This is a genomic window from Pantoea sp. NGS-ED-1003, assembly GCF_000738765.1.
In the GTDB taxonomy this organism is placed as follows: domain Bacteria; phylum Pseudomonadota; class Gammaproteobacteria; order Enterobacterales; family Enterobacteriaceae; genus Pantoea; species Pantoea septica.
In genome coordinates this window covers 180,661-202,373 of the sequence record NZ_JPQA01000004.1, presented here as the reverse complement: position 1 = coordinate 202,373, position 21,713 = coordinate 180,661, and the positions used below count along the sequence as shown (strand labels likewise).

The 21,713-nt window shown below is 59.3% G+C and carries 21 protein-coding genes and 1 tRNA gene; 7 read left to right on the top strand and 15 right to left on the bottom strand.

Features of this window, described 5'->3' with window-relative positions; all coding sequences use genetic code 11:
* Positions 1-106 precede the first annotated feature (106 nt).
* Positions 107-2,203: an elongation factor G gene (gene fusA, locus JS46_RS09615; protein WP_033750043.1), complete on the top strand. Its 2,097-nt coding sequence runs from the start codon at positions 107-109 to the stop codon at positions 2,201-2,203.
* 12 nt (positions 2,204-2,215) lie between these two features.
* On the opposite strand, the gene JS46_RS09610 is transcribed toward fusA, so the two are convergent.
* Positions 2,216-2,974: a phosphate/phosphite/phosphonate ABC transporter substrate-binding protein gene (locus JS46_RS09610; RefSeq protein ID WP_033750041.1), complete on the bottom strand. Its 759-nt coding sequence runs from the start codon at positions 2,972-2,974 to the stop codon at positions 2,216-2,218.
* A complete protein-coding gene (locus JS46_RS09605) occupies positions 2,880-3,938 on the bottom strand; it encodes a fatty acid desaturase (RefSeq protein WP_033750038.1) in 1,059 nt (352 codons plus the stop codon). Before JS46_RS09605 ends, JS46_RS09610 begins: the two co-directional genes overlap by 95 nt.
* Before the next feature lie 210 nt (positions 3,939-4,148).
* Here JS46_RS09605 and JS46_RS09600 point away from each other — a divergent pair, with 210 nt between their 5' ends.
* Positions 4,149-5,171, top strand: coding sequence for an LLM class flavin-dependent oxidoreductase (locus tag JS46_RS09600; protein WP_033750035.1), 1,023 nt, complete (start codon positions 4,149-4,151; stop codon positions 5,169-5,171).
* Positions 5,172-5,213: 42 nt separating this feature from the next.
* Here the strand turns inward: JS46_RS09600 and JS46_RS09595 are convergent, their stop codons facing one another.
* Both JS46_RS09595 and JS46_RS09590 read right to left on the bottom strand, forming a co-directional pair.
* Positions 5,214-6,410, bottom strand: a complete 1,197-nt coding sequence (locus JS46_RS09595) for an MFS transporter (protein WP_033750031.1) — start codon at positions 6,408-6,410, stop codon at positions 5,214-5,216.
* Between the two features lie 76 nt (positions 6,411-6,486).
* Positions 6,487-7,029, bottom strand: coding sequence for a TetR/AcrR family transcriptional regulator (locus JS46_RS09590; protein WP_033750028.1), 543 nt, complete (start codon positions 7,027-7,029; stop codon positions 6,487-6,489).
* 201 nt (positions 7,030-7,230) lie between these two features.
* On the opposite strand from JS46_RS09590, the gene JS46_RS09585 reads away from it, so the two are divergent.
* Positions 7,231-8,442, top strand: coding sequence for an MFS transporter (locus JS46_RS09585; RefSeq protein WP_033750025.1), 1,212 nt, complete (start codon positions 7,231-7,233; stop codon positions 8,440-8,442).
* Between the two features lie 70 nt (positions 8,443-8,512).
* Here the strand turns inward: JS46_RS09585 and JS46_RS09580 are convergent.
* Positions 8,513-8,588: transfer RNA gene (locus JS46_RS09580), tRNA-Asn, on the bottom strand.
* 329 nt (positions 8,589-8,917) lie between these two features.
* Between JS46_RS09580 and JS46_RS09575 the strand changes: the two genes are divergently transcribed.
* Positions 8,918-10,039: a Gfo/Idh/MocA family protein gene (locus JS46_RS09575; protein WP_033750023.1), complete on the top strand. Its 1,122-nt coding sequence runs from the start codon at positions 8,918-8,920 to the stop codon at positions 10,037-10,039.
* Positions 10,040-10,076: 37 nt separating this feature from the next.
* On the opposite strand, the gene JS46_RS09570 is transcribed toward JS46_RS09575, so the two are convergent.
* The 3 genes from JS46_RS09570 to JS46_RS09560 all read right to left on the bottom strand — a co-directional run bounded on the left by JS46_RS09570 (position 10,077) and on the right by JS46_RS09560 (position 13,021).
* A complete protein-coding gene (locus JS46_RS09570; RefSeq protein WP_033750020.1) occupies positions 10,077-10,904 on the bottom strand; it encodes a glycosyltransferase family 8 protein in 828 nt (275 codons plus the stop codon).
* Between the two features lie 19 nt (positions 10,905-10,923).
* Positions 10,924-12,306, bottom strand: coding sequence for a D-arabinono-1,4-lactone oxidase (locus JS46_RS09565; protein WP_033750018.1), 1,383 nt, complete (start codon positions 12,304-12,306; stop codon positions 10,924-10,926).
* A gap of 73 nt (positions 12,307-12,379) precedes the next feature.
* The gene (locus tag JS46_RS09560; RefSeq protein WP_033750734.1) at positions 12,380-13,021 is read right to left on the bottom strand and encodes a TetR family transcriptional regulator; all 642 of its coding nucleotides are present in this window, start codon (positions 13,019-13,021) and stop codon (positions 12,380-12,382) included.
* A gap of 213 nt (positions 13,022-13,234) precedes the next feature.
* Here JS46_RS09560 and JS46_RS09555 point away from each other — a divergent pair, with 213 nt between their 5' ends.
* Genes JS46_RS09555 through JS46_RS09545 form a run of 3 tightly spaced genes read left to right on the top strand, consistent with a single transcriptional unit; the run spans position 13,235 to position 15,835 of the window.
* Complete coding sequence (locus JS46_RS09555; protein ID WP_033750015.1) at positions 13,235-14,068, top strand: MetQ/NlpA family ABC transporter substrate-binding protein; 834 nt, start codon at positions 13,235-13,237, stop codon at positions 14,066-14,068.
* Positions 14,069-14,079: 11 nt separating this feature from the next.
* Positions 14,080-15,198, top strand: coding sequence for a methionine ABC transporter ATP-binding protein (locus JS46_RS09550; protein ID WP_033750012.1), 1,119 nt, complete (start codon positions 14,080-14,082; stop codon positions 15,196-15,198).
* On the top strand, positions 15,179-15,835 hold the full coding sequence (locus tag JS46_RS09545) for a methionine ABC transporter permease (protein WP_033750011.1): 657 nt from the start codon (positions 15,179-15,181) through the stop codon (positions 15,833-15,835). The genes JS46_RS09550 and JS46_RS09545 overlap by 20 nt, the downstream gene beginning before the upstream one ends.
* A gap of 168 nt (positions 15,836-16,003) precedes the next feature.
* Here JS46_RS09545 and JS46_RS09540 read toward each other — a convergent pair whose 3' ends face one another.
* The 7 genes from JS46_RS09540 to JS46_RS09510 all read right to left on the bottom strand — a co-directional run bounded on the left by JS46_RS09540 (position 16,004) and on the right by JS46_RS09510 (position 21,701).
* The gene (locus tag JS46_RS09540) at positions 16,004-16,630 is read right to left on the bottom strand and encodes a LysE family translocator (protein WP_033750008.1); all 627 of its coding nucleotides are present in this window, start codon (positions 16,628-16,630) and stop codon (positions 16,004-16,006) included.
* A gap of 38 nt (positions 16,631-16,668) precedes the next feature.
* Complete coding sequence (locus JS46_RS09535; protein ID WP_033750007.1) at positions 16,669-17,637, bottom strand: ornithine cyclodeaminase family protein; 969 nt, start codon at positions 17,635-17,637, stop codon at positions 16,669-16,671.
* A 15-nt stretch (positions 17,638-17,652) separates the two neighbouring features.
* Complete coding sequence (locus tag JS46_RS09530) at positions 17,653-18,198, bottom strand: carboxymuconolactone decarboxylase family protein (RefSeq protein WP_033750004.1); 546 nt, start codon at positions 18,196-18,198, stop codon at positions 17,653-17,655.
* Positions 18,199-18,211: 13 nt separating this feature from the next.
* Positions 18,212-18,790 carry a bacilysin biosynthesis protein BacA gene (locus tag JS46_RS09525; protein WP_033750001.1) on the bottom strand — a complete coding sequence of 193 codons (579 nt, stop codon included), beginning with the start codon at positions 18,788-18,790 and terminating at the stop codon, positions 18,212-18,214.
* Between the two features lie 21 nt (positions 18,791-18,811).
* A complete protein-coding gene (locus tag JS46_RS09520) occupies positions 18,812-19,780 on the bottom strand; it encodes a branched-chain amino acid transaminase (RefSeq protein WP_033749996.1) in 969 nt (322 codons plus the stop codon).
* A complete protein-coding gene (locus JS46_RS09515) occupies positions 19,780-21,189 on the bottom strand; it encodes a phenylacetate--CoA ligase family protein (protein WP_033749993.1) in 1,410 nt (469 codons plus the stop codon). Before JS46_RS09515 ends, JS46_RS09520 begins: the two co-directional genes overlap by 1 nt.
* Before the next feature lie 89 nt (positions 21,190-21,278).
* Complete coding sequence (locus JS46_RS09510; RefSeq protein ID WP_033749990.1) at positions 21,279-21,701, bottom strand: DUF2000 domain-containing protein; 423 nt, start codon at positions 21,699-21,701, stop codon at positions 21,279-21,281.
* Positions 21,702-21,713 lie beyond the last annotated feature (12 nt).

Here is a 21,713-nt window from a genome sequence, read left to right as displayed (position 1 = left end):
TATAGCTCAAACTGTTCGCATTTAGTCGTACAGTGAGCGTAAGCTGCTTTTCGACGGCGCGCAATCCTGCGCGCCGCGCCACAAGTCAACCGACTAAGGACGCATCATGCCCCGAACACTTTCCGTTGAGCGTTACCGCAACATCGGCATCTCCGCGCATATCGATGCCGGTAAAACCACCACGACCGAGCGCATCCTGTTTTACACCGGAATGAGCCACAAGCTGGGTGAAGTGCACGATGGCGCCGCAACGACCGACTGGATGGCGCAGGAGCAGGAGCGCGGCATCACCATCACCTCGGCGGCGGTGAGCTGCTTCTGGCCCGGCATGGACGGCAGCTTCGCGCCGCACCGCATCAATATTATCGACACGCCCGGCCACGTCGATTTCACCATCGAAGTCGAGCGGTCGATGCGCGTGCTGGACGGCGCGGTAATGGTGTATGACGCCGTCGGCGGCGTGCAGCCGCAGTCGGAAACGGTGTGGCGACAGGCGAATAAATATCACGTGCCGCGACTGGCGTTCGTCAACAAAATGGATCGCCAGGGCGCGGATTTCTTCCGCGTGGTGCAGATGATGAAAGATCGCCTCAGCGCCAATCCGGTGCCGATCGTCATCCCCATCGGCGCGGAGGAGCACTTCAGCGGCGTGGTCGATCTGCTGAAAATGCAGGCGATTTACTGGGACGAGGCGTCGCAGGGCATGACCTTTAGCTACGCGCCAATCCCCGACGCGCTGCTGGACGAGGCGAATGCCTGGCGTGAAAAAATGGTCTCGGCGGCGGCCGAAGCGAGCGATGAGCTGATGGAAGCCTGGCTGGAGAGCGACGATCTGGCGCATGACCAGATTATCGCCGGCCTGCGGCAGCGCACGCTGCGCAACGAGATCCAGCCAATGCTGTGCGGCAGCGCCTTCAAAAACAAAGGGGTGCAGCGCATGCTGGATGCTGTGGTCGAGCTGATGCCGTCACCGGCCGATATTCCGGCGATCAAAGGCGTGGATGAGAACGGCAACGAGGCGGAGCGGCATCCGGGCGATGACGAGCCTTTCTCGGCGCTGGCGTTCAAGCTGATGAGCGATCCCTTCGTCGGCCAGCTCACCTTTGTGCGCGTCTATTCCGGCGTGCTGCGCAAAGGCGACAGCGTCTGGAACGCGGTCAAGGGCAAAAAAGAGCGTATCGGCCGCATCGTGCAGATGCACGCCAACGCGCGCCATGAAATAGAGGAGATCCGCGCCGGGGATATCGCCGCCTGCGTCGGGCTGAAAGAGGTCACCACCGGCGAAACGCTGTGCGATCCCAACGCCATTATTACGCTGGAGCGCATGGAGTTCCCGGAACCGGTTATCTCGCTGTCGATCGAGCCGAAAACCAAAGGCGATCAGGAGAAGATGAGCCTGGCCTTACAGCGGCTGGCGGCGGAAGATCCCTCGTTCCGGCTGCACACCGACGAGGAGTCCGGCCAGGCGATTATCTCCGGCATGGGCGAGCTGCATCTGGAGATTATCGTCGACCGCCTGAAGCGCGAGTTCGGCGTCGAGGCGAATATCGGCCGTCCGCAGGTGACCTACCGCGAAACGCTGCGCAAGGCGGCGCGCGACGTCGAGGGCAAGTTTGTGCGCCAGTCCGGCGGTAAAGGGCAATATGGCCACGTGGTGCTGACGCTGGAACCGCTGGAGCCGGGCGGCGGCTTTGTGTTCGAAGACGCCACCAAGGGCGGCGTGGTGCCGCGCGAATATATTCCGTCGGTGGAAAAGGGCATCCGCGAGGCGCTGAACAGCGGCGTGATTGCGGGCTACCCGATCGTCGACCTGAAGGCGACGCTGACCTTCGGCTCCTATCACGACGTCGACTCCTCGGAGATGGCGTTCCGCATGGCGGCCATTCTCGGCTTCCGCGCCGCCGCGAAGCTGGCCGATCCGGTGCTGCTGGAGCCGGTGATGAAGGTAGAGGTCGAAACGCCGGAGGAGTATGCGGGCGGCATTATGGGCGATCTCTCGTCACGCCGCGGACAGGTGCAGGGCATGGATGAGCACTTTGGCGGTCGCATTATCCGCGCCGAAGTGCCGCTGGCGGAGATGTTCGGCTACTCCACGGCGCTGCGCTCGCTGACGCAGGGGCGCGCCACCTACAGCATGGAGTTCGCCCACTACGCGCAGGCGCCGCGTCAGGTGGCGGACGCGGTGGTCGCCGCGCGCCACTAAGCGCGGGGCGCGTTACAGGGCCGTCACGCCGAGCGCGGCGGCCTGCGTCTCCCAGCGCATTATCTCCTGATACGCGGCGCGCTCCGGCACGGTAAAACCGGTAATAAAGCTGGCGCGCGCCGCCTTCTCCTCGACAAACTGCGTCAGTACGCGGCGCAGCGTCGTCAGCGTCTCCTCATCCGTCTGCGCGGACGTAATCAGCGGCGGAGCGGGACAGAGCGGCGTTTCGCCGACGATCGCCAGCCCCGCCAGCTCGTGTGCAGCGTGTCGCCGCAGCAGCGCCCATGTCAAACAGTCAATCGCCGCAATATCCGCTTTCCCGGCGCGCAAATGAGCCAGCGACTGGCGGTGGCTGCCGCTGAAACGGGTCGCGCTAAAGAAGCGGCCCTGCTGCGCCAGCGGCGCAATCAGGTAGCGCAGCGCGTTATAGCCGGAGTGGGAATCGACGCTGTTGGCCACCGCGCGGCGGCCGCGAAAATCTACCAGCGCGCTGTTTTCATCTTCTTCGCGCGCCACCAGCCAGCTGCGGTAGCGCGCGCCGCGACAGCCCGGTGCGCTGAGTTCAAATGCGCCGACCAGCTGCACGTCTGGCAGCTGCGTCATCAGCGGATAGCCGCAGGTCTGGCTCAGCAGCAGATCGTCGGCGCACCAGTGCGCCAGCAGATCCTCCGGCCATTCAACATCCGCCCGTAACGGCTGTGCCAGCCTGGCGGTCAGCGCCTGGGTGTGCGGACGATGGATGTCGTACATCGGTAGCGAAAGCCGTTTCATGCGAGAGATCCTGTTGCCAGCCCGGATGGGCGTTAACGTTAACGGGCGTGGTGGTGTAATCCCTGATCCATTCGCCGTAGCCTGCCGCGCGAAAGCCGCGGTTGCGCTGGTGATAATCGTCGCGCCACAGCAGATAGACCCTGCGCAGACCATACCACGGCAGGCCTGGCAGGTCGTGATGCACCGCGTGATAGTTGAGATTAAGAAACAACAGCCGCCACGCCCAGCCCGCTTCGTTGTTGACCGAGCGCGCCAGCGGATCGGCAGCAGCGCGGTGTTCATAGAAAGAGCGCACTTTGGTCAGCATCAGCGCGGGGTAGCTTACCGCCAGCGTAAACCAGAGCGGCGAGAAGCCCTGGCGCGCCATCCAGGCGAACAGCACGGCCAGCAGCGCCAGATGCACGATCCACATGGCGATTGCGCGCCCGTCAACACGGCAGATCGCCAGCAGCAGCGACTGAAGCGCCGCGTAAATATCCAGCAGCGGCCCCAGCAGCAACCGGCCAGGAAAGGTATTGCGCAGGTGGATCGCCCGGCGCTGCCAAGGCCGCAGCCGCGCCCAGCGCGCCGGTGACAGATACCAGGTTTCGGGATCGTCGTCGGGATCGGTCAGGCTGTGGTTGCGGTGGTGCGCCAGATGCGAATCGCGGTAAAGCCCGAAGGGATACCAGACCGCCAGCGGCAGCGTGCCAAACAGCTGGTTCAGGCGTGGAAAGCGCGTCGGGTGGCCGTGGATTAGCTCATGCTGCAGCGACAGATACCAGCTGGTAAACAGGATCAGCACACCCGTGGCGGGCCACAGGCCCAGTGTTTGCCAGTACGCCAGCGTGGCGAACCAGCCGCTGTAGATCGTCGCCATCAGCAGCCAGGTGGGCAGCTCGCTGCGCCACAGCCAGCTTTGTTTCCACTGCCGGATTTGCGCGCGCTGCTGCGCGTGAAGATAGTCGGATGAGCCTCTTGTCATAGCAACCTGCCGCAGGTGACCAAATTCAGCACAACATGCGCGAAGGCGGACAAAAAGAGAAAGATCCTGAGTGACTTACTTATGTCGAAAAACTTGATGATGCGGTTGAAAACTATTGGCTATCAGTGCGGACGCGGCTGACGTAACCTTTGCCCATCGAATCTTATCTCTCACGCAGGGGCGAAACCTGCCCGCGAAAGGAACTGAATTATGAAAAATATTGGCTTCTTATCCTTCGGCCACTGGACGCCCTCTTTACAGTCCGCCACCCGCTCTGCGCAGGACGTGCTGCTGCAGTCCATCGATCTGGCGGTCGCCGCTGAAGAGCTGGGCGCGGACGGCGCTTACTTCCGCGTGCACCACTTCGCGCGTCAGCTCAGCTCGCCGTTCCCGCTGCTGGCGGCGGTCGGCGCGCGCACCAGCAAAATCGAAATCGGCACCGGCGTGATTGATATGCGCTACGAAAACCCGCTCTATATGGCGGAAGACGCCGGCGCGGCGGACCTGATCGCCAACGGCCGTCTGCAGCTCGGCATTAGCCGCGGCTCGCCGGAGCAGGTGGTGGAAGGCTATCGCTACTTCGGCTATGCGCCGCAGGAGGGCGAAACCGACGCCGATATGGGCCGTCGCCATACGGAAGCCTTTTTAGAGGTGCTGCGCGGCGAAGGTTTCGCCAAACCGAATCCGCAGCCGATGTTCCCGAACCCGCCGGGCCTGCTGCGCCTTGAGCCGTTCTCGGAAGGACTGCGCGAGCGCATCTGGTGGGGTTCCGGCTCCAACGCCACCGCCGAGTGGGCGGCGAAAATGGGCATGAACCTGCAAAGCTCTACCCTGAAGGATGACGAAACCGGCGAGCCGTTCCACGTGCAGCAGGCGAAACAGATCCGCGCCTATCGCGAGGCCTGGAAGGCGGCGGGGCACAAGCGCGAGCCGCGCGTATCGGTCAGCCGCAGCATCTTTGCGCTGGTGAACGATATGGACCGCGCCTACTTCGGCCGCAGTGGCCAGGAGCAGGATTCCGTCGGCTTCCTCGACGAGAAAACGCGCGCTATTTTCGGCCGCAGCTACGCGGCAGAGCCGGAAGCGCTGATCAAGCAGCTGGCGCAGGATGAAGCGATTGCCGAAGCGGACACGCTGCTGCTGACGGTGCCGAACCAGCTCGGCGTCGACTACAACGTGCACGTGATTGAAGCGATTCTGAAATATGTCGCGCCGGAGTTAGGCTGGCGCTAAGCGTGAAAACGGCGGCCTCGGCCGCCGTTTTTTTTGCATGGATTAACTCGTCTGGTGCGCTTTTTCCAGCTTGCGGCTGCCCGCCGCCCCGGCGCAGAACAGGGCAATCACCACCAGCGCCAGCACCGGCAGCATCGCCATGCGCAGCCCGGCATGCTCGCCAATAAAGCCGAGTCCCGGCGGTCCCACCAGAAAGGCCAGATAGCCGAGGGTCGCCGCGATGGTGACGCGAATCGCGCTGTTGTTGCCGTCGCCTGCCGCGGAGACCGTGAGCGGAAAACCGAGCGCCGCGCCGATGCCCCAGAACAGCACCGCGGCCGCAGCCAGCCATGAATTATCGGAGAAGATCACCAACATCAGGCCGAACGCGGCGGAGAAGGCGCTGACGCGCAGCATCCAGACGCGGCCGATGCGATCGACCACATAGCCGCCGAGGAAACGGCCCAGCGTCATGCCCGCGGTGAAACCGGCATAGACCAGCGTGCCCTGCGTGTGGCTCAGGTTATGGCCATCGATCATCAGCAGCGGCAGCCAGTCATTGGCGGAGCCTTCCGCCAGCGCCATCGCCAGGATCACCACGCCGAGGATCAGCAGCTGGCGATCGCGCAGCTCATGGCGTACCTGCGCGATAAAGCCGCCGCTGTGCGTCTGTTCGCTGCGTTCGCCGTCGCTGGTCGCTGGCAGGTGGCGCAGCGCCACGGCGGCGATCAGCACATCCGCCAGCAGCACGGCGGCAAAATGAAGGCTGGTGCTGATATCCGCGGCGGTCATCGCCAGCCCGGCCAGCGCGCCCGCCAGCGTGCCCAGGCTGAAAAAGCCGTGAATGATGGTCATGACAGAGCGGCCCAGCGCCCGTTCGAACGCGGCGCCCTCGACGTTGATCACCACATCCATCAGCGCCGTGCCGCCGCCCAGCAGCGTCAGGCTGGCAAAGACGCCCAGCGCGCTCGCCATCGTCAGGCTGAGCGCCATCAGCACCAGCCCGATCAGCAGCACTACCATGCCGTAGCGCATCACCCGCTGCGTGCCGAGCTGGGCGATCAGCTTGCCGGCCAGCAGCACGCCGAGCATCGACCCGCAGGAGAAGCCGAACAGAATCATGCCCATCAGTTCGGTTGAGGCGTCAAGCGTATCGCGCATAAAGGGCGTGCGGCTGACCCAGGAAGCCCAGGTAAAGCCGGGAATAAACATCAGACCGAAAATGGCCCACTTGCCGCGAGCCTGTTGTTGAGGCGTCATCACGACTCCTGTTTGTCGTACGGATGTACGAGAGAATAATACAAAAATGGCGCGGCGCGAGCGAACAGGTGAAATATTATTCTCGAATCGGGTCCGCTATTTTTCGCACCGCGCGCAGAATGGCGTCGCGGCTCATCGGCGCGTCGTTGAGCAGGTTATGGATGGTTAAGCCCTCAATCAGCGCATCCAGCGCGCAGGCGGTCTCCATAGGAAAGCAGAGGTGCAGCGACGCCCGGCTGCGCGACATCCACAGCTGCAGCAGCTGGCGAAACGCCTCTTTGCGCGCCGCCAGCGAGTAAAGCTCGAAACTCAGGATCAGATGACGCTGGCTGGCCCAGACGTCGCCGCAGATCAAATCCACTACCGCTTCGCAGGCGTCCGCGCATTCGGTCGCGCTCTGCATGCGCTGGCGGAACGCCTGGGAGATGGTATCGACCATATAGCTGAAGGCACCCATCAGCAGCAGATCGGTTTGCGGAAAGTGATAGGTGAGGGTGCCGGGCGACAGGCCCGCCTGATCGGCTACCCGGCGATAGGTGGTGCCGCGCACGCCTTCGTTGATTATCACCGTCAGCGTCGCGTCCAGAATGTCGGTTTTAATATCCCGTGTAACGGCCATCAACTGCTCTCATTTCTCTGACGTAAACAGGGTAAGGATAACCGCTCGGCGGCGACAAAGCATGCGGCGCGGGCGGGAGTCGGCTGGGCAGCGCGCGCCACTCCGGTTATGATTTTGCCCTACACGATATCGACGGCAGCCAGCGGCAGGGAGGCACTATCAGCAGCACAAGGATCAAGGTCGGCAGCAGGGAGCGCAGCCGTGAAGAGTAACACCCCGCGTCACGCCTTTCACTACGCGCCGTTCCGCCATCTCTTTTTCGCCCGCACGCTGACGGTGCTGGGCAACAGCGTCGCGCCGGTGGCGCTCGCCTTTGCGGTGCTCGACATGGGCGGTTCCGCCGCCGACCTCGGCGTTGTGGTCGCCGCGCGCTCGCTGTTCAACGTCCTCTTTCTGCTGTTTGGCGGCGTGCTGGCGGATCGCTACTCGCGTAATCGGGTGCTGCTGCTCTCGTCGCTTGTTGCCGCGCTCTCTCAGAGCTGCGTCGCGTGGCTGGTGCTCGAGCAGGCCGCCACCCTGATCACCCTGGCGATGCTGAGCGCCGTTAACGGCGCGGCCGCAGGCATCGCATTGCCCGCCTCATCGGCGCTGGTGCCGCAAACCGTGCCGGCGCCAAAGCTGCGCCAGGCGAACGCCTTTATTCAGTCGGGGGTTTATGGCGGCACCATTATCGGCGCCTCGCTGGGCGGCATACTTACCAGCTCGCTGGGCGCTGGCTGGGGGCTGGCGGTGGATGCGCTGGGCTTCGCGCTGGCCGCGCCGCTCTATTACGCGGTGCGCACCGGCTCGCAGGCGGCGGCATCTGCCGCGTCGCTCTGGCAGGATCTGCGCGACGGCTGGCGAGAATTCACCGCCCGCAGCTGGGTCTGGGCGGTGGTGGCGCAGTTCGCCGTGGTTAACGCCGCTTTTACCGGCATGGTGATGGTGCTGGGACCGGTTATCGCTGACGGCGCCTTTGGCCGCGCCCGCTGGGGCGTGATGATCGCGGCGCAAAGCGTCGGGCTGATTATCGGCTCCGGCATCGCGCTGCGCTGGCGTCCGCGCCGCGCCATGTTTACCGGCGTGATGCTGGTGGCGCTCTGCGCTTTTCCCATGCTGCTACTGGCGGGCGGCGCGTCGGCTGGCTGGCTGATGGGGGCATTCTGCATTGCCGGAATGGGGTTCGGCCAGTTCGGTGTCATCTGGGCGCAGGCGCTGCAAACCCATATTCCGCGCGACCGGCTGGCGCGGGTTTACGCTTACGACGCGATGGGGTCCTTTATCACTATTCCGCTGGGCGAACTGGCCGCCGGGCCGCTGGCGATGCGCTTCGGCAACCAGACGGTGCTGCTGAGCTGCGCCGCGGCGGTGCTGGCGGCGACGCTGGCGGCCTGTCTGGTGCCGGGGATCAGAAAGCTGCGGCAGGCTGAGTAGCGAGGCGGGCTGTCGGGACGACAAATGCAAAAAGCCCGCTCAGGTTTCCCTGAGCGGGCTTCTCTAAATATGGCTCCTCTGACTGGACTCGAACCAGTGACATACGGATTAACAGTCCGCCGTTCTACCGACTGAACTACAGAGGAATCGCTTGAACGGGGCGCATATTATCGACCCGCATCGGCCATGTCAAAGCCCTTTTTCACAAAAACGTTCAACTGCTGAAATAAACGCCACAGGCCGATGCGCCGGTAAAAAAGCTCACGCCTGACAAATGAAAATTATTTTTCCCCAAAATGACTAATGAAAAAAATAGCCTGTTGCGGCATGTACGTCACTCTACCTGAATCTCCCGGGTGCTCCCTTAATATAAAGATTTCAAAGCGGCTCACACTTCTCATCTCTGCTGTTTGTCTGGGGTTATTTCGAAACGTATATTCCGTAAAAAAGCAATTATGAAACAGGAGGGCAGTCGATGAACAGAGTCAGGATCGGCATGATCGGCAGCGGCTATATCGGACGCTGCCACGCTATCGCCTACGCACAGGCGCCGACGGTTTTTCCGCTAAAGGGCGAAATCGTGCGCGAGATGCTGGCGGAGGTCAATCCTGCGCTGGCGGAGAAGCAGGCGGCCGCCTTTGGCTTTGCGCGTTCAACCGGCGACTGGCGCGAGCTGGTGCGCGACCCGGCGATTGACGTGGTGGATATCTGCGCGCCCAACTTCCTGCATAAAGAGATGGCGCTGGAGGCGATTCGCCACGGCAAGCATGTCTATTCGGAAAAGCCGCTGTCGCTCTCGGTGGCCGACGCAGAAGAGATGGTGCAGGCGGCCCAGGCCGCCGGGGTGAAAACCCTGGTGGGCTTTAACTATATGAAGAACCCCACCAGCCAGCTGGCGAAAGAGATTATCGCGCGCGGCGAGATCGGCGAGGTGGTGCATTTCTACGGCACCCACAATGAGGATTATCTGGCGAAGCCGGAGACGCCGCTCGACTGGCACTGCCAGAAAGCGCTGGCGGGCCTCGGCGCGCTGGGCGATCTGGCGGCGCATATCGTCAACATGGCGCACTATCTGGTGGGCGACATCGAAGAGGTGAGCGGCGACATGATGACGGTGATCAAAACGCGTCCCGACGCGAAAGATCCCAGCCGCCAGTTGCCGGTAGAGAATGAAGATCAGGCGAGTGCGCTGCTGCGCTTTCGCAACGGCGCGCACGGCGTGATTGAAACCTCGCGCATCGCCTGCGGCAGCAAAATGGGACTGACCTATGTCGTCACCGGCACCAAAGGCACGCTGCGCTACAGCCAGGAGCGCATGGCGGAGCTGGAGCTCTATCTGCACGACGAACCAGCAGGGCGTCAGGGATTTAAAACCATTCTGACCGGTCCGGCGCATCCCGACTACGCCAACTTCTGCGTCTCGGCCGGGCACGGCATCGGTTTTAACGATCAGAAAACGGTGGAAATTCGCGACCTGATTAACGGCATCGCGGCGGGCGATCCTCTGTGGCCCGATTTTGCCGAAGGGTTGCAGGTGCAGAAGGTGCTGGAGGCGATTGCGGTCTCCGCCGCCGAGCGGCGCTGGCAGGCGGTTTAGCAGAGCAGCGCGCGGTCTGTAGCCGCGCGCCCAATCATTAACCTGCGGCTTTCTCCCACCACAGTTTATCCAGCGCATAGTAGCGGTCGCGTTCGCTCTCTGGCTGTTGCAAATCGCGCTTCCACGGCTTCGCCAGAATAAAGTGCAGGTTCTTCACCTCGCTCTCTTTCCACATCCGGCTGTGCTGAAACGGCAGGGTTTTCAGCGCGTTGTAGATATAGGAGAGCGGCAGCCAGCGTCCGTGAAACGCCTCGTTCAGCAAATCCTGTTCCGAGAAGGGATAAGCTTTCAGGTCCACAATCGCGGCAACGCGGTCCGCCAGCTGTTCGAAGACCTCACTGTCCGGCGTGAGTACCAGAAAACCGCCGTTAAGGTAGTTATCCAGCAGAACAGGCGCAGGCTCGCCGCGATCCTGCCAAGTATAGTGACAGTTTTCCGGCTGCCAGCTGGCGGGATAAGAGGCGATCTGGTTAGGGTTGCAGCGGCAGGCGTGACAGGCCGCCAGCAAGTTGTCGCCGAGATCGAGCGTAAACAGCTCATCCATATTTTGCAGCACCAGCATATCGGCATCGAGGAACACCACCCGTGCGTAGTCGGTCAGCTGCCAGGCACGCAGCTTGGTCCAGACTTCGCCAAACTGCGCCGAGGCGTAGTGCTGTTCCAGCGCGCTGTTGGGATAAATCGGATCGACCGGCTGCACCACGCAGCCCTCTGCCTGTAACGCTGCGCAATCCGCCTGCGGGATCGCATCGGTGGTCATCACCACCAGCGGCCAGCGCGTGCCGCTCTGCTTTAGCGAACGGTGCAGCGCCTTAACGCCCACCAGATAATCGGGCTGCGTCAGCAGCGTAACCCATGCAAACATGGTTCTCTCCCTGTAAAAGTCAGTCAAAAAGCGCGGTCAGATAATCGTTGCTGAAGCGGCGCTGCGGATCCAGTTCGCGGCACAGCGTGCGGAAGTCGTCCCAGTGCGGGTAAACGTCGCGCCAGGCGTAGCGTCCGGCATCGTAATATTTGCCCCAGTGCGGGCGTCCGTTTTCTTCCGCCAGCAGCTTCTCTACCTCGGTAAGAAAGTGCAGGCCATCCTGCGACAGCGAACCGTCGTCGGCGTAATAGACCACAAAGCCGAAGAAGCAGGTCGGCTCGCCGTAGGCCGGGCTGAGCCAGGCTTCCGATGCGCCGGTACAGCGCAGGATGATCGGGTAGTGCATATGCGGCCGGTCTGCGGCATACCAGCGTTTGATTTTGCTGATAACGGCAGGGGTACGCGAAAGGGGAACGCCGATTTCGACGTTAATCTGCGGTACCGCAATGCCGCGGCAGAACAGCTGATAGATGTCGCCGGTAACGTCGGTAAAGTCGCGAAAGCGCGTCACGGTGCGGAACTGTTTCCCGCCTTTGCCGTGGATCTGCGTGTCGCGATGCATCTGCTCCAGCGTTTGGTCGATAGTGCTGTTCAGGCTGTCGTCGCCCTGGTCGGCGTGCTTCACTACCTCGCGGCCGTTAGCCTGCCACTCGGCGGTTTCCTGCGCGCTCGCTTCGTTCGCGTTCCAGACGTGCATCAGATTATCGTCGACAAACCACCAGGCCTTGCTCAGCGCGTACTCGCTGTTCCAGCGCAGCAGATCCTGCTCAAGATTATCCGCCGACACCGCGTTTTTATGGCAGGTGTAAATGCGAAAGGGCTGAGTGCGCAGCGTGACGGCTGTGACAATGCCGAGCGCGCCGAGCGTCACCTGCGCGGCGGGAAAGTCCGGCTCGCCGCGCGTAAACTCGCGGATCGATCCGTCGGCCAGCACCATACGAATGCGCAGCGCTTCGTCCGCCAGCGAGCTTTGTTGCAGGCCCTGGCCGTGGGTGCCGGTCGCCATCGCGCCCGCCAGCTTCTGTACCGCAATCACGCCGGGCGAGGCGGCCAGCATGCGGTCCAGCGCGGTAAGCTGAATATAGAGATCGTTGAGCGTGGTGCCCGCGCCAACGGTGACGCTCTGCTCATCCTGCGCCAGCAGGCCGGAAAGGGCGCTGATATCCACCAGCAGGTCATCCTCTTCGACATTCAGCATGCGGCCCGGCGACAGGCGGCTGCCGACCACGCGCACGCGGCCCTGGGTATTGCGCAGCAGCTGCTGTAACTCCGCCTCGCTGCGCGGTTGGTGTAACTGCTGGCGGCTGCCAACCCGGGCGTTTTGCGCCCAGTTCCATAGCGCGTCGTCTTCAGCGCTGAGGGTGGTGTTGCGTAGAGGATAACGTTCGGCGTCTCTGCTCACGACTGCGTTCCTGTGTTGAGATCGGTAAATTGGCGTCAGTTAAGCGTAGCCCATCACAGCGTTGTCGCTTCCCTTAACCCGTTTTACGGATGTAGCGCAGCGTTGCCGTTACCGCCAGCTGGCGATTGCGGCGGACGCTCTCCTCTTCGCTGTTATCGGGGCTAAAAAGGGCGTTGAAGGTGTAGCGGTTAGAGACGTGATGCACGCAGATGCTGCTGATCAGGCGGTGCACGTCGATGGTTTCGACCTCGCGAATAAACACGCCCTGCTGCTGGCCGCGCGCCAGAATATCGTCCAGCACGTCGAGCGCGCTGCGGTTCAGCGCCTTGATGCGCGGCGACTGCGAGATATAGCGGCCGCGCAGCAGGTTTTCAGTGCAGACCAGCCGCATAAAGTCGGGGTGAGAGACGTGGTAGTCGAAGCTGGCCTCCACCAGCTTGCTCATCGCCAGTTCCGGCTCCATCGCCGCCAGGTTCAGGCCGGTCTCATGCTGGCGGATCGCCTGGTAGACCTGCTCCAGCACCTCGATATAGAGCTTCTCTTTGTTGCCAAAGTGATAAACCACCATGCGTTTGGTGGTTTGCGCGTTTTCGGCGATCTGCTCCAGACGCGCGCCCTGCATGCCGAACTCGGCGAAGGTAGTCAGGGCGCCGGCGAGAATGCGTTTTTTCAGCCCTTCAGGGTCGTTTTTTCGTTTTGGTGTGGTGTCCGACATAGCGCTCAGTAACAAAGAAAATCCAGCCAGCATGGTATCACAGCCCGTCGGATCGGTCTGGCGACGCAAGCGGCTGCCTGTTTATATTCATTTCAGGAATAGCATTCCCGTAAAAATCATAATGTGGATATAAGCAACTGCGTATACTGCGGCTAACTGTCGTTGCGACGGTTAACTTTGACTCCCGCGATTATAACTTTCAGGAAACACCTTATGCACACTTACGCGGTACAGGCTAAAAATAAATTTTTGACTCTCATCACAGCGGCGCTGCTGCTGCTGGCGGGCGCGGCGCTGGCGCCGATTTCAGCGGCCTGGGCCGCCGATAAAACCGCAATCAAGGTCGGCATTATGAGCGGCGAAGATGAAGATGTCTGGCGCGAAGTGGCGAAGCAGGCCGCGGCGAAAGGGCTAACGGTAAAAACCGTGGTATTTAACGACTATAACCAGCCGAACGAGGCGCTGCAGAACGGTGAAGTCGATGCGAACGCCTTCCAGCATCAGCCCTTCCTCAATAATCAGATTAAGGTTAACCACTACGACATCGTGCGCGTCGGCGACACCGCCGTCTGGCCGATCGGCCTTTACTCGAAAAAGGTCAAATCCGCAGCCGATCTGAAAGAGGGCGCCGTCATCGGCGTGCCGAACGATCCCTCCAACGAGGCGCGCGGCCTGGTGCTGCTTGAGCAGCAGGGCGTGATCAAACTGCGCGCAGGCGCAGGTATCGCCGCCACTACGGCCGATATCACCGACAACCCGCGGCACGTTGAGATCAAAGAGCTGGACTCCGGCATTATCGGCCGCTCGGTGCCCGATCTCGACGCGGCGGTGGTGAATACCGACTGGGCGCTGAAAAGCGGCCTGACCACAGCAGACCGCATTGCGCAGGAGCCAGTGAAAGATAACCCCTACAACAACTTTATCGCGGTGAAAAAAGAGAGCGTCGACGCGCCCTGGGTAAAAACCCTGGTCGCCTCCTACCAGAACGACGCAGTGAAGAAGGTGTTTGATCAGGTCTACAAAGGCACCGGCCTGACCGCCTGGTAAGGATAGCGAGCATGACGGTATTTTCAGAGACAGTCGCGCCGCTCAGCGCGTTAGTGCGCGGCGTGGCCGAGGGGGCGGAGGAGATTGCCGCGAGCGGCGATAGCGTGGTGCGCCTGCAAAAGGTGTCGCGCCGCTTCGGCGCGACCCAGGCGCTAAAGGGCGTATCGCTCAGGGTACGCAGGGGCGAGATCCTCGGCATTATCGGCCGCAGCGGCGCGGGTAAATCGACGCTGATCCGCTGCCTTAACGGGCTGGAGCAGCCTGACGAAGGCGAAATTGAGATTGAGGGGCAGCGGATTACCGGCCTGTCGGAGAAGCAGCTGCAAAAAGTCCGCAGCCGCGTCGGCATGGTGTTCCAGCACTTTAATCTGCTGTCGGCGAAAACCGTGGCGCAGAACGTGGCGCTGCCGCTGAAGATTGCCGGCATGGCGAAGGCCCAGCGCGCCCGGCGCGTCGCGGAGCTGCTGGAGCTGGTGGGGCTGTCCGATAAGGCGCAGCACTACCCGGCGGCGCTCTCGGGCGGCCAGAAGCAGCGCGTCGGCATCGCCCGCGCGCTGGCGGCCAGCCCGGCGCTGCTGCTGTGCGACGAGGCGACCTCGGCGCTCGATCCGGAAACCACGCGTTCGATCCTCGCGCTGCTGAAATCGCTGAATCAGCGGCTCGGCATCACTATTTTGCTGATCACCCATGAGATGGAGGTGATTAAGTCAGTGGCGCATCGCGTGGCGGTCATCGACGCCGGTGAGATTATCGAGCAGGGGCCGGTGTGGCAGCTGTTCGCGCATCCGCAGGCGCAGCTAACGCGCACGCTGCTGCGCGGGCTGCTGCCGCAGCTGCCCGACAACATCGCCGCGCGCCTGAGCCAGCAAAAACAGGGCGAGGTGATCTACAACGTGCACTTCGCCGGGCAGGAGGCGCAGGGCGAGCTGCTGACGCGTTTCGCCTGCGCCTTGCCCGGCGCGTTTCGCCTGATTCAGGGCGGCGTCGACCATATTCAGCACTACGCGGTGGTGCGCTTCTTTATTGCCATTCCGGCCAGCAACAGCGCCGATGAGCAACGGGTTCTCGCCTGGCTGCAGCAGCAGCAGGCTCAGGTAGAAAAGGTGGGTTATGTCGCCAGTGATGATTGATTTGCTGCTCAATGCGCTATGGGAAACGCTGATCATGACGGCGATCTCCGGGCTCTTTTCGCTGCTCGCCGGACTGCCGCTCGGCCTGATTCTGGTGATGACCAGCCCGGGCGGCATCGCCGAACATCGCGGCGTCAACCGCGTGCTCGGCCTGATTATCAACGGTTTCCGCTCGCTGCCTTTTATTATTCTGCTGGTGGCGCTGATCCCCTTTACCCGCTTTCTAGTTGGCACCTCGCTCGGCACCTGGGCGGCGATCGTGCCGTTATCCATTACCGCCACGCCCTATTTTGCGCGCGTGGCGGAGGTGTCGCTGCGCGACGTCGATCGCGGTCTGATCGACGCGGTGCGCGCCATGGGCGCCAGCAAGCTGCGCATCGTCTGGGACGTGCTCATTCCCGAAGCGCTGCCGGGCATTCTGGCCGGCTTCGTGGTGACGCTGGTGGCGCTGATTGGCGCGTCGGCGATGGCGGGCGCGATTGGCGCGGGAGGACTGGGCGACCTGGCGATTCGCTATGGCTATCAGCGCTTCGATACTGCGGTAATGGTGGCGGTGATCGCGGTGCTGATCGTGCTGGTGTGCGGCATTCAGTGGCTGGGCGACCGGCTGGTGGCGTGCATCGATAAACGTCATTAGGATGCTTCTGCTTGCTCCAAGTCACCTGCCACACCCGCCGTGCGCCTCAACTGCAGGCTGCGACGGGGTTGCGGCGCTGTTCACCGATGCGCCTCCATCAGGGGTGCTGAAATCCTGGCTTGATGAGCATCAGACAGCGCTGATTGCGGCGCAGGAGGAGGTGTAGCGCTAAAGCGTCTTCACCACCATGCCAAACGCCGCCAGCAGCATAATTACGCCGGCCGAGCGAAACAGGCGTCGCTGCGCCTTAGCGCTGGTGAGCAGGTGGCGAATTTTAAGCGCTGCGAGAATAAAAACCGCGCCAACGCTCAGCAGCACGAAAATGGTAAGGGGCACCAGCATTCCGCCCCAAATCTGTAATGAGACATTATCCAGCGAGATCACAAGAGGCAGTATCGCCAGATAAAAGGCGATGGTTTTGGGATTGCCGAGCGTGATCGTTAGCCCTGAAAGCCAGGCTGATGCCAGCTCCTGCGCTGTCGCTTTCTGGTCAATGCTGATTGCCTTAGGTTGATAGCGCCAGAACTGCCATGCCAGCACGCACAGATAGAGCGAGGCCGCCCAGTTGATCAGCGTGAACACGGATGAGTAGCTATGGGCGACCACCGCCAGACCAAATACCGCGGTAGATAAGTAGATCAAATCACCGAGGATCAGGCCGGCAAGCATCGTAAAGCCGGTTCGGGCACCCCCGCTAACGCTGCGAGCGACCAGGGCGGTCATTCCCGGCCCCGGGATTGCCGCCGCTAAACCGAGTGCAGCGATATAAGAAATTATTTGAGCCATTCCTAACATAAGTATTCCTGTCAAAATGAGATGCGGCAGAGAGGTTATTAAAGAGTGAGGTGGCCGGATAGCGGGGTTTGCGCCACCACCGCCCGGGCAAAGACCAGATCCTGCACTGCAAGGCCCACGGACTTAAACAGGGTTCGCTGCGGCCTGAGCGAGGTCGGCTGTACATCTGAGGTAAGCCGTTCTCCTATTTCTGTCCCCCAGTATTCCTGAGGGATCAATCCTTGCTGTTTTGCCTCCAGCAGGCAGGTAGAGGCGTGCCAGACCGCCTCGCGGGCGTCAACGTAGAGTGCTACCGCCGCATAGATGTCGCTGTCGATTTCCTGAAAACCGGGGGCGGATGCCCCTACGGCATTGATATGGCACTGAGCTGGCAGATCTCTGCAATGGAGAAACGGCACCTTTGCAGCCGTCACCGTACAAATGATATCCGCCTCTGCCACCGCCTGAGCTGGCGTCATCGCCACGGTGGCGGGCAGTCCCAGCTGTTGTTGACACCATTCGGCAAAAACAGACGCGCGTGCTTCACTTCTTCCCCAGACAGAAATATGCTGCAGCGGACGGATTTCCATCATCATTTGTGCATGTTTTCTGGCCTGAACGCCGGTGCCCAGTATAGCCAGACGGGTGGCACCAGGCGGTGCCAATATATCCGTAGCCAGCGCAGAAGCTGCAGCGGTGCGTAATTCCGTCACTGAGGCGGCGTCAACAACAACAAAGTCGCCCTTTTCCGACGCATCATAGAGCAGAATACACCCCTCGTGGGACGTAGGCTGCGCGTCGCGGCTGAAATCGACCTTAACGGTTTTGAGCCCAAACCCCGCATAGGGCCCTTCTTCAATACAGGCGGGCATCGTACCCATCAGGCTGCCTTGTTCAGAGGCAATAACGCTGCGCAACGTCTGTTTCACTTTACCCTGGCTGAGCAGTGCAAAAGCGTCCCGGCTCAGTTGCAGGCACGCTGAGGGCGATAAAACCTGCTCCACCTGCTTTCGACTAATGAATTGCATGGAAAGTGTCCGTTATCAGGGTGTCGCCTCAGCGTGAAACTGAGGCTCGATCTGGGTATGGGCAATGCTGTTGAGCAGCGTTGACATGGTTTTTTGGGAAACCCCCAGGATAACGTCCAGCATATTTTGCCGGCTATATCCTATCGCCAGCATCGCCTCTACCGCGCTTTCGGGGATCTGGCCCTGGGCCAAAACGACCTGACGCGTAAAGCAATAAAGCGCGGCCAGCCTGGCTGGCAGGGCCTCAGGCTGGTGAGCAAGCGTATCCAGAATCGCTGGCGAAACCCCTTTATGCTGTGCGATCCAGCTATGCGCCTGAACCGTATAGGCGCACTGGTTAAGGATGCCCGTGGTAATCCACACAATGGTGCGCTCTTCTTCGTTCAGCGAACAGTGCGAGAAGGCGTCATGGGCAAACTGGTAAGACGCCAGCAGAGCGGGTGACTCTGCCATGTAGGCGCTTTGCCATGGAATCCAGCCAAAACCGTCAATCGAACTTTGCAGCAGAGGGCGACTGGCCGCAGGCGCGCTGTCGAGCGTGTGCATTTTTAATCTTATCATTGTCTTATCCTTTTCAAATATGGGAGGCAAACACAGACCAGAGCATATGTATCGGACGCGTTCGTGAAATAAAGTTGAGCTTATGGATGCCGGCGGCAATTTCAGTGGTTAACGCGACATCGACTTCACCGGATACCACCGCCTGTGCGGCCGCACTGGTGGAGGGCATCTCAATTACCTGAGCAATACGCAGTCCATCAGGAAGCAACTCCTCAATTAATGGAACCGGTGCTGGATGAGAAGCGATATATAATGGTCGATCGGGCAGTTTTTTGTTCGTCACCAGACTATAAAGCGGCGTGTTATAAAGAAAGGTAGCCAGCAGTTTCAGACGCGTATCCATATAAAAATCGTTAATCTTCGGATAAGCATTGGCGACAACAAGCAGTCCTTTTTCATGCCTGATGTTATTTCTTGCTAACTCATAAGAGTCATTAAGATGAATGTCATGATGGCTGTTGGCATAATTATCACTCATCCAGCGATAAAAAAACTGAGAGGCATATTCACTGCTGGTACCCGAAGGACCTAAAGTATAAACCGGACAGTTAACAGCATGACTTAAGCCCATATCCATAAAATGATAGTTCATTGTTTCACCTAACAGGGTTGTTCAACAGACAGGCGTTAGCCAGTGATTAAATGCGTCTAATTCTCCACGCACCGACTGTTCGTAAAGGCCTTTAATAGTCATCGCGATACTCTGTGTATCCATACTATTAAGCTTTCGGTGGTCAATCTGACTCACTGGTGATATTTCGACGCCTGTGCCCGTTAAAAAACATTCATCTGCGGTCAATAGTTCAGACGGTAAGATGTCTCTTTCTTCGACTTGCAGTTTCAGGCAGGTGGCGGCCAGTGTAATCACCGTGTCACGCGTAATCCCTTCCAGAATCTGTGCCGTCACCGGGGGGGTAATTAGCCTGCCGTTTTTAACAATAAAAACGTTAGAGGTGGTTGCTTCGGTAATATAACCCTGCTGATTGAGCATAATGGCATCGTTATAGCCGCCACGCTGAGCTGTTTCCATTGCAAGTGCAGAGTTTACATAACTTCCGGTAATTTTAGCGCGTGCGGGAATGGCGTTATCGGAAACGCGACGCCAGCTGGAAATGGTGCACGCAAGACCATCCTGTTTCACATAGGAACGCATATTAAGCGTGTTGATCGATAATCCGCTACTGATGCCAGAGAGTTTTACGCCGAAGCCACTGCCAGGCAAAAGATGACGTTTATAAGCAATAGGGCGGATATAACAGTCGCTACTGGCATCATTTCGCTTCAGCAGTGACAGGATGACTTCCTTTAGCGCCTGATGATCGGGCAGATCATCGATTAACAGTAGTGATGCCGACTGACGCAGTCGGTTAATATGTTCGTCTAAGCGGAAAACCGCTAGCTTTCCGTCAGAAAAATGCGTGTAACCACGAATGCCTTCGAATACTGCGGTGCCGTAATTAAATGCCTGCGTCGTTACAGGTAACAGCGCCGTATTTGCCTCAACGAACTTGCCATTGAGGTAGCTCCAGGGGTGGTGAACGGGGTTCGCTTCACTGATTTTATCGGGGGTCGTATCGTTCATTATTTAAAACCCCGGTTAACCAAGGCAAGCGCCGCTTTACGATCGCTGTTATCTGCCGCAGGTCGCAGATCGTGGATGCGCGCTGCCTTCCAGCTCACCATCGCTGAGGTTGCGGTTACGCTACTCGTTTCGCCCTTAACGAGGTTGACCTTAATGCCCCCAATGCGCTGTTCAACATGCGCTTTCACCTCCCTTAGCGCCTGGGAGACATCAGATGTCTTATCAAACATCTCAACGGTGATATTAAGCACGTCAACATCATCGCTTCTGTCGATTTGAATCGCGTAGTCCAGGCAACCGTTGAGCCGTTCAAGAAGCGCGGCTTCTAAATCCCAGGCACAGTAAGCGGCGCCATTAAGCGTCAGAACATCCCGCACGCGACCGACAGGCACAATTTTTTGGCTGCCATCAGGCATATAAGTCGACCGCACCATGTCACCGGTACGATAACGGATAAGCGGCTTCTGTCCTTTATAGAGATGGGTAATGACCAGTTCACCAGTCACCTGTCCCAGGGTAACGTCATAGCCTTTACCACTGACGGGATCGATGATCTCGTAGTAGTTGTTCAGCGGGATGGTGTAAAGGTGACTGTCCGCCGCGCAGACGGCAAGGATAGAGGACTCTTGAGAGGCATACATACAGCTATAGACCTGTGCCCCCCAGACCTCACCAATGTTTCTTAACAGCGACGGCGTGGTTAATTCACCTACCGTCAGGATCAGCTTCACGCTGGTAGCGGAGGGTTTTTCTCCAGAATCTTGAATAAAACGTGCCACGGCAATAGCCACTGCTGGCGTGCAGACCAGTGCGGTTATCTGCAATTCATTGATCAATGCCATAACGCGCTTCATGCCCACCACGGGCGAACGCGGCCACATTTTTACCACGCTGTAGCCGAGGCTGCGAAAAACATCTTCAAAGGTATCGCCGGTGGAATGAAGCTCTGTTGGACCCATTACCCCCACAATATGATTTGAACCAAACTGCTCAAACAGAGTGCGGTAATGAATAATAAGAGGGGTGTTATTATGAATGGAATCCGTTTCATTACGAGGGCAGGGCGTGGGTTTGCCGGTTGTACCCGTAGTTTCGTAATAAATCCAGCTCTGGTGAAGAGGGGCAGAGGCGAGCGATTTGCCATTATTTCTCAGGTCATCTTTGGTGGTAAAAGGAAGCGCATCAATCCCGTCGGTGGTCAGTGCCTCTAAATCAGTGCAGGTCAGGCCTTTTAAATGCTCACGGTAGAATGGGGAATTTTCGGTGGCATATTTAACGACCTCGCGCAGTTGGTTGTTCTGGTGAATATAGAGCTGTTCAGTACTGAATTTTCCTGCATTAAAGTCACAGTGTTGATGATAGACCTTTTTGGCCTGTTCAATTATTTTTTCTTTGAAAATAGCATACATGTTTTCATCCTTAGCCAGGTAAAGTCGTTATGCGTGCAGCACAATAATCAGCAGTCTATCGCTGCTGATATGTTCTTATATGTAGTGATTTATTTATAGAGTGGGAGGTTCCCGGTCAGCTTGGTGATTTTCTTTTTTGGACCAATGATACCAATAGCCACCAGCTCAATGTTTTCACTTTTTACCGAGGAAATTTTTTCTCCGTATTCATCATAGGTTTTGCACGACTGTGCCAGGGCGCTGAACGGCATCACGTAAATCTCCTCGTCGCTTTCCGCACTCACCTGTATTTCACGCAAAGAGTGACCTGACGCCAGCAAAACCGGAAGCGGTGCATAAATCACGCCTGGAAAATTAATATCGTCCAGGCTTTGCATATCAGGTCCAACAAGATTTTCAACAGTACGGCCGAAACTAATACCTATAACGCTTGCGGCATTCATAGCAAGGCCCGCGGGGAGATCTTTATCAATAATAATCGTACAGCGATGTTGGCTTGCATCAAATTTCATCATTTATCCTCA

Bases quoted from the DNA above. Each gene is read 5' to 3' on its own strand.
- fusA (WP_033750043.1), top strand. From the start codon at position 107: ATGCCCCGAACACTTTCCGTTGAGCGTTACCGCAACATCGGCATCTCC.
- JS46_RS09610 (WP_033750041.1), bottom strand. From the start codon at position 2,974: ATGAAACGGCTTTCGCTACCGATGTACGACATCCATCGTCCGCACACC.
- JS46_RS09605 (WP_033750038.1), bottom strand. From the start codon at position 3,938: ATGACAAGAGGCTCATCCGACTATCTTCACGCGCAGCAGCGCGCGCAA.
- JS46_RS09600 (WP_033750035.1), top strand. From the start codon at position 4,149: ATGAAAAATATTGGCTTCTTATCCTTCGGCCACTGGACGCCCTCTTTA.
- JS46_RS09595 (WP_033750031.1), bottom strand. From the start codon at position 6,410: ATGACGCCTCAACAACAGGCTCGCGGCAAGTGGGCCATTTTCGGTCTG.
- JS46_RS09590 (WP_033750028.1), bottom strand. From the start codon at position 7,029: ATGGCCGTTACACGGGATATTAAAACCGACATTCTGGACGCGACGCTG.
- JS46_RS09575 (WP_033750023.1), top strand. From the start codon at position 8,918: ATGAACAGAGTCAGGATCGGCATGATCGGCAGCGGCTATATCGGACGC.
- JS46_RS09570 (WP_033750020.1), bottom strand. From the start codon at position 10,904: ATGTTTGCATGGGTTACGCTGCTGACGCAGCCCGATTATCTGGTGGGC.
- JS46_RS09560 (WP_033750734.1), bottom strand. From the start codon at position 13,021: ATGTCGGACACCACACCAAAACGAAAAAACGACCCTGAAGGGCTGAAA.
- JS46_RS09555 (WP_033750015.1), top strand. From the start codon at position 13,235: ATGCACACTTACGCGGTACAGGCTAAAAATAAATTTTTGACTCTCATC.
- JS46_RS09550 (WP_033750012.1), top strand. From the start codon at position 14,080: ATGACGGTATTTTCAGAGACAGTCGCGCCGCTCAGCGCGTTAGTGCGC.
- JS46_RS09545 (WP_033750011.1), top strand. From the start codon at position 15,179: ATGTCGCCAGTGATGATTGATTTGCTGCTCAATGCGCTATGGGAAACG.
- JS46_RS09540 (WP_033750008.1), bottom strand. From the start codon at position 16,630: ATGTTAGGAATGGCTCAAATAATTTCTTATATCGCTGCACTCGGTTTA.
- JS46_RS09535 (WP_033750007.1), bottom strand. From the start codon at position 17,637: ATGCAATTCATTAGTCGAAAGCAGGTGGAGCAGGTTTTATCGCCCTCA.
- JS46_RS09530 (WP_033750004.1), bottom strand. From the start codon at position 18,198: ATGATAAGATTAAAAATGCACACGCTCGACAGCGCGCCTGCGGCCAGT.
- JS46_RS09525 (WP_033750001.1), bottom strand. From the start codon at position 18,790: ATGAACTATCATTTTATGGATATGGGCTTAAGTCATGCTGTTAACTGT.
- JS46_RS09520 (WP_033749996.1), bottom strand. From the start codon at position 19,780: ATGAACGATACGACCCCCGATAAAATCAGTGAAGCGAACCCCGTTCAC.
- JS46_RS09515 (WP_033749993.1), bottom strand. From the start codon at position 21,189: ATGTATGCTATTTTCAAAGAAAAAATAATTGAACAGGCCAAAAAGGTC.
- JS46_RS09510 (WP_033749990.1), bottom strand. From the start codon at position 21,701: ATGAAATTTGATGCAAGCCAACATCGCTGTACGATTATTATTGATAAA.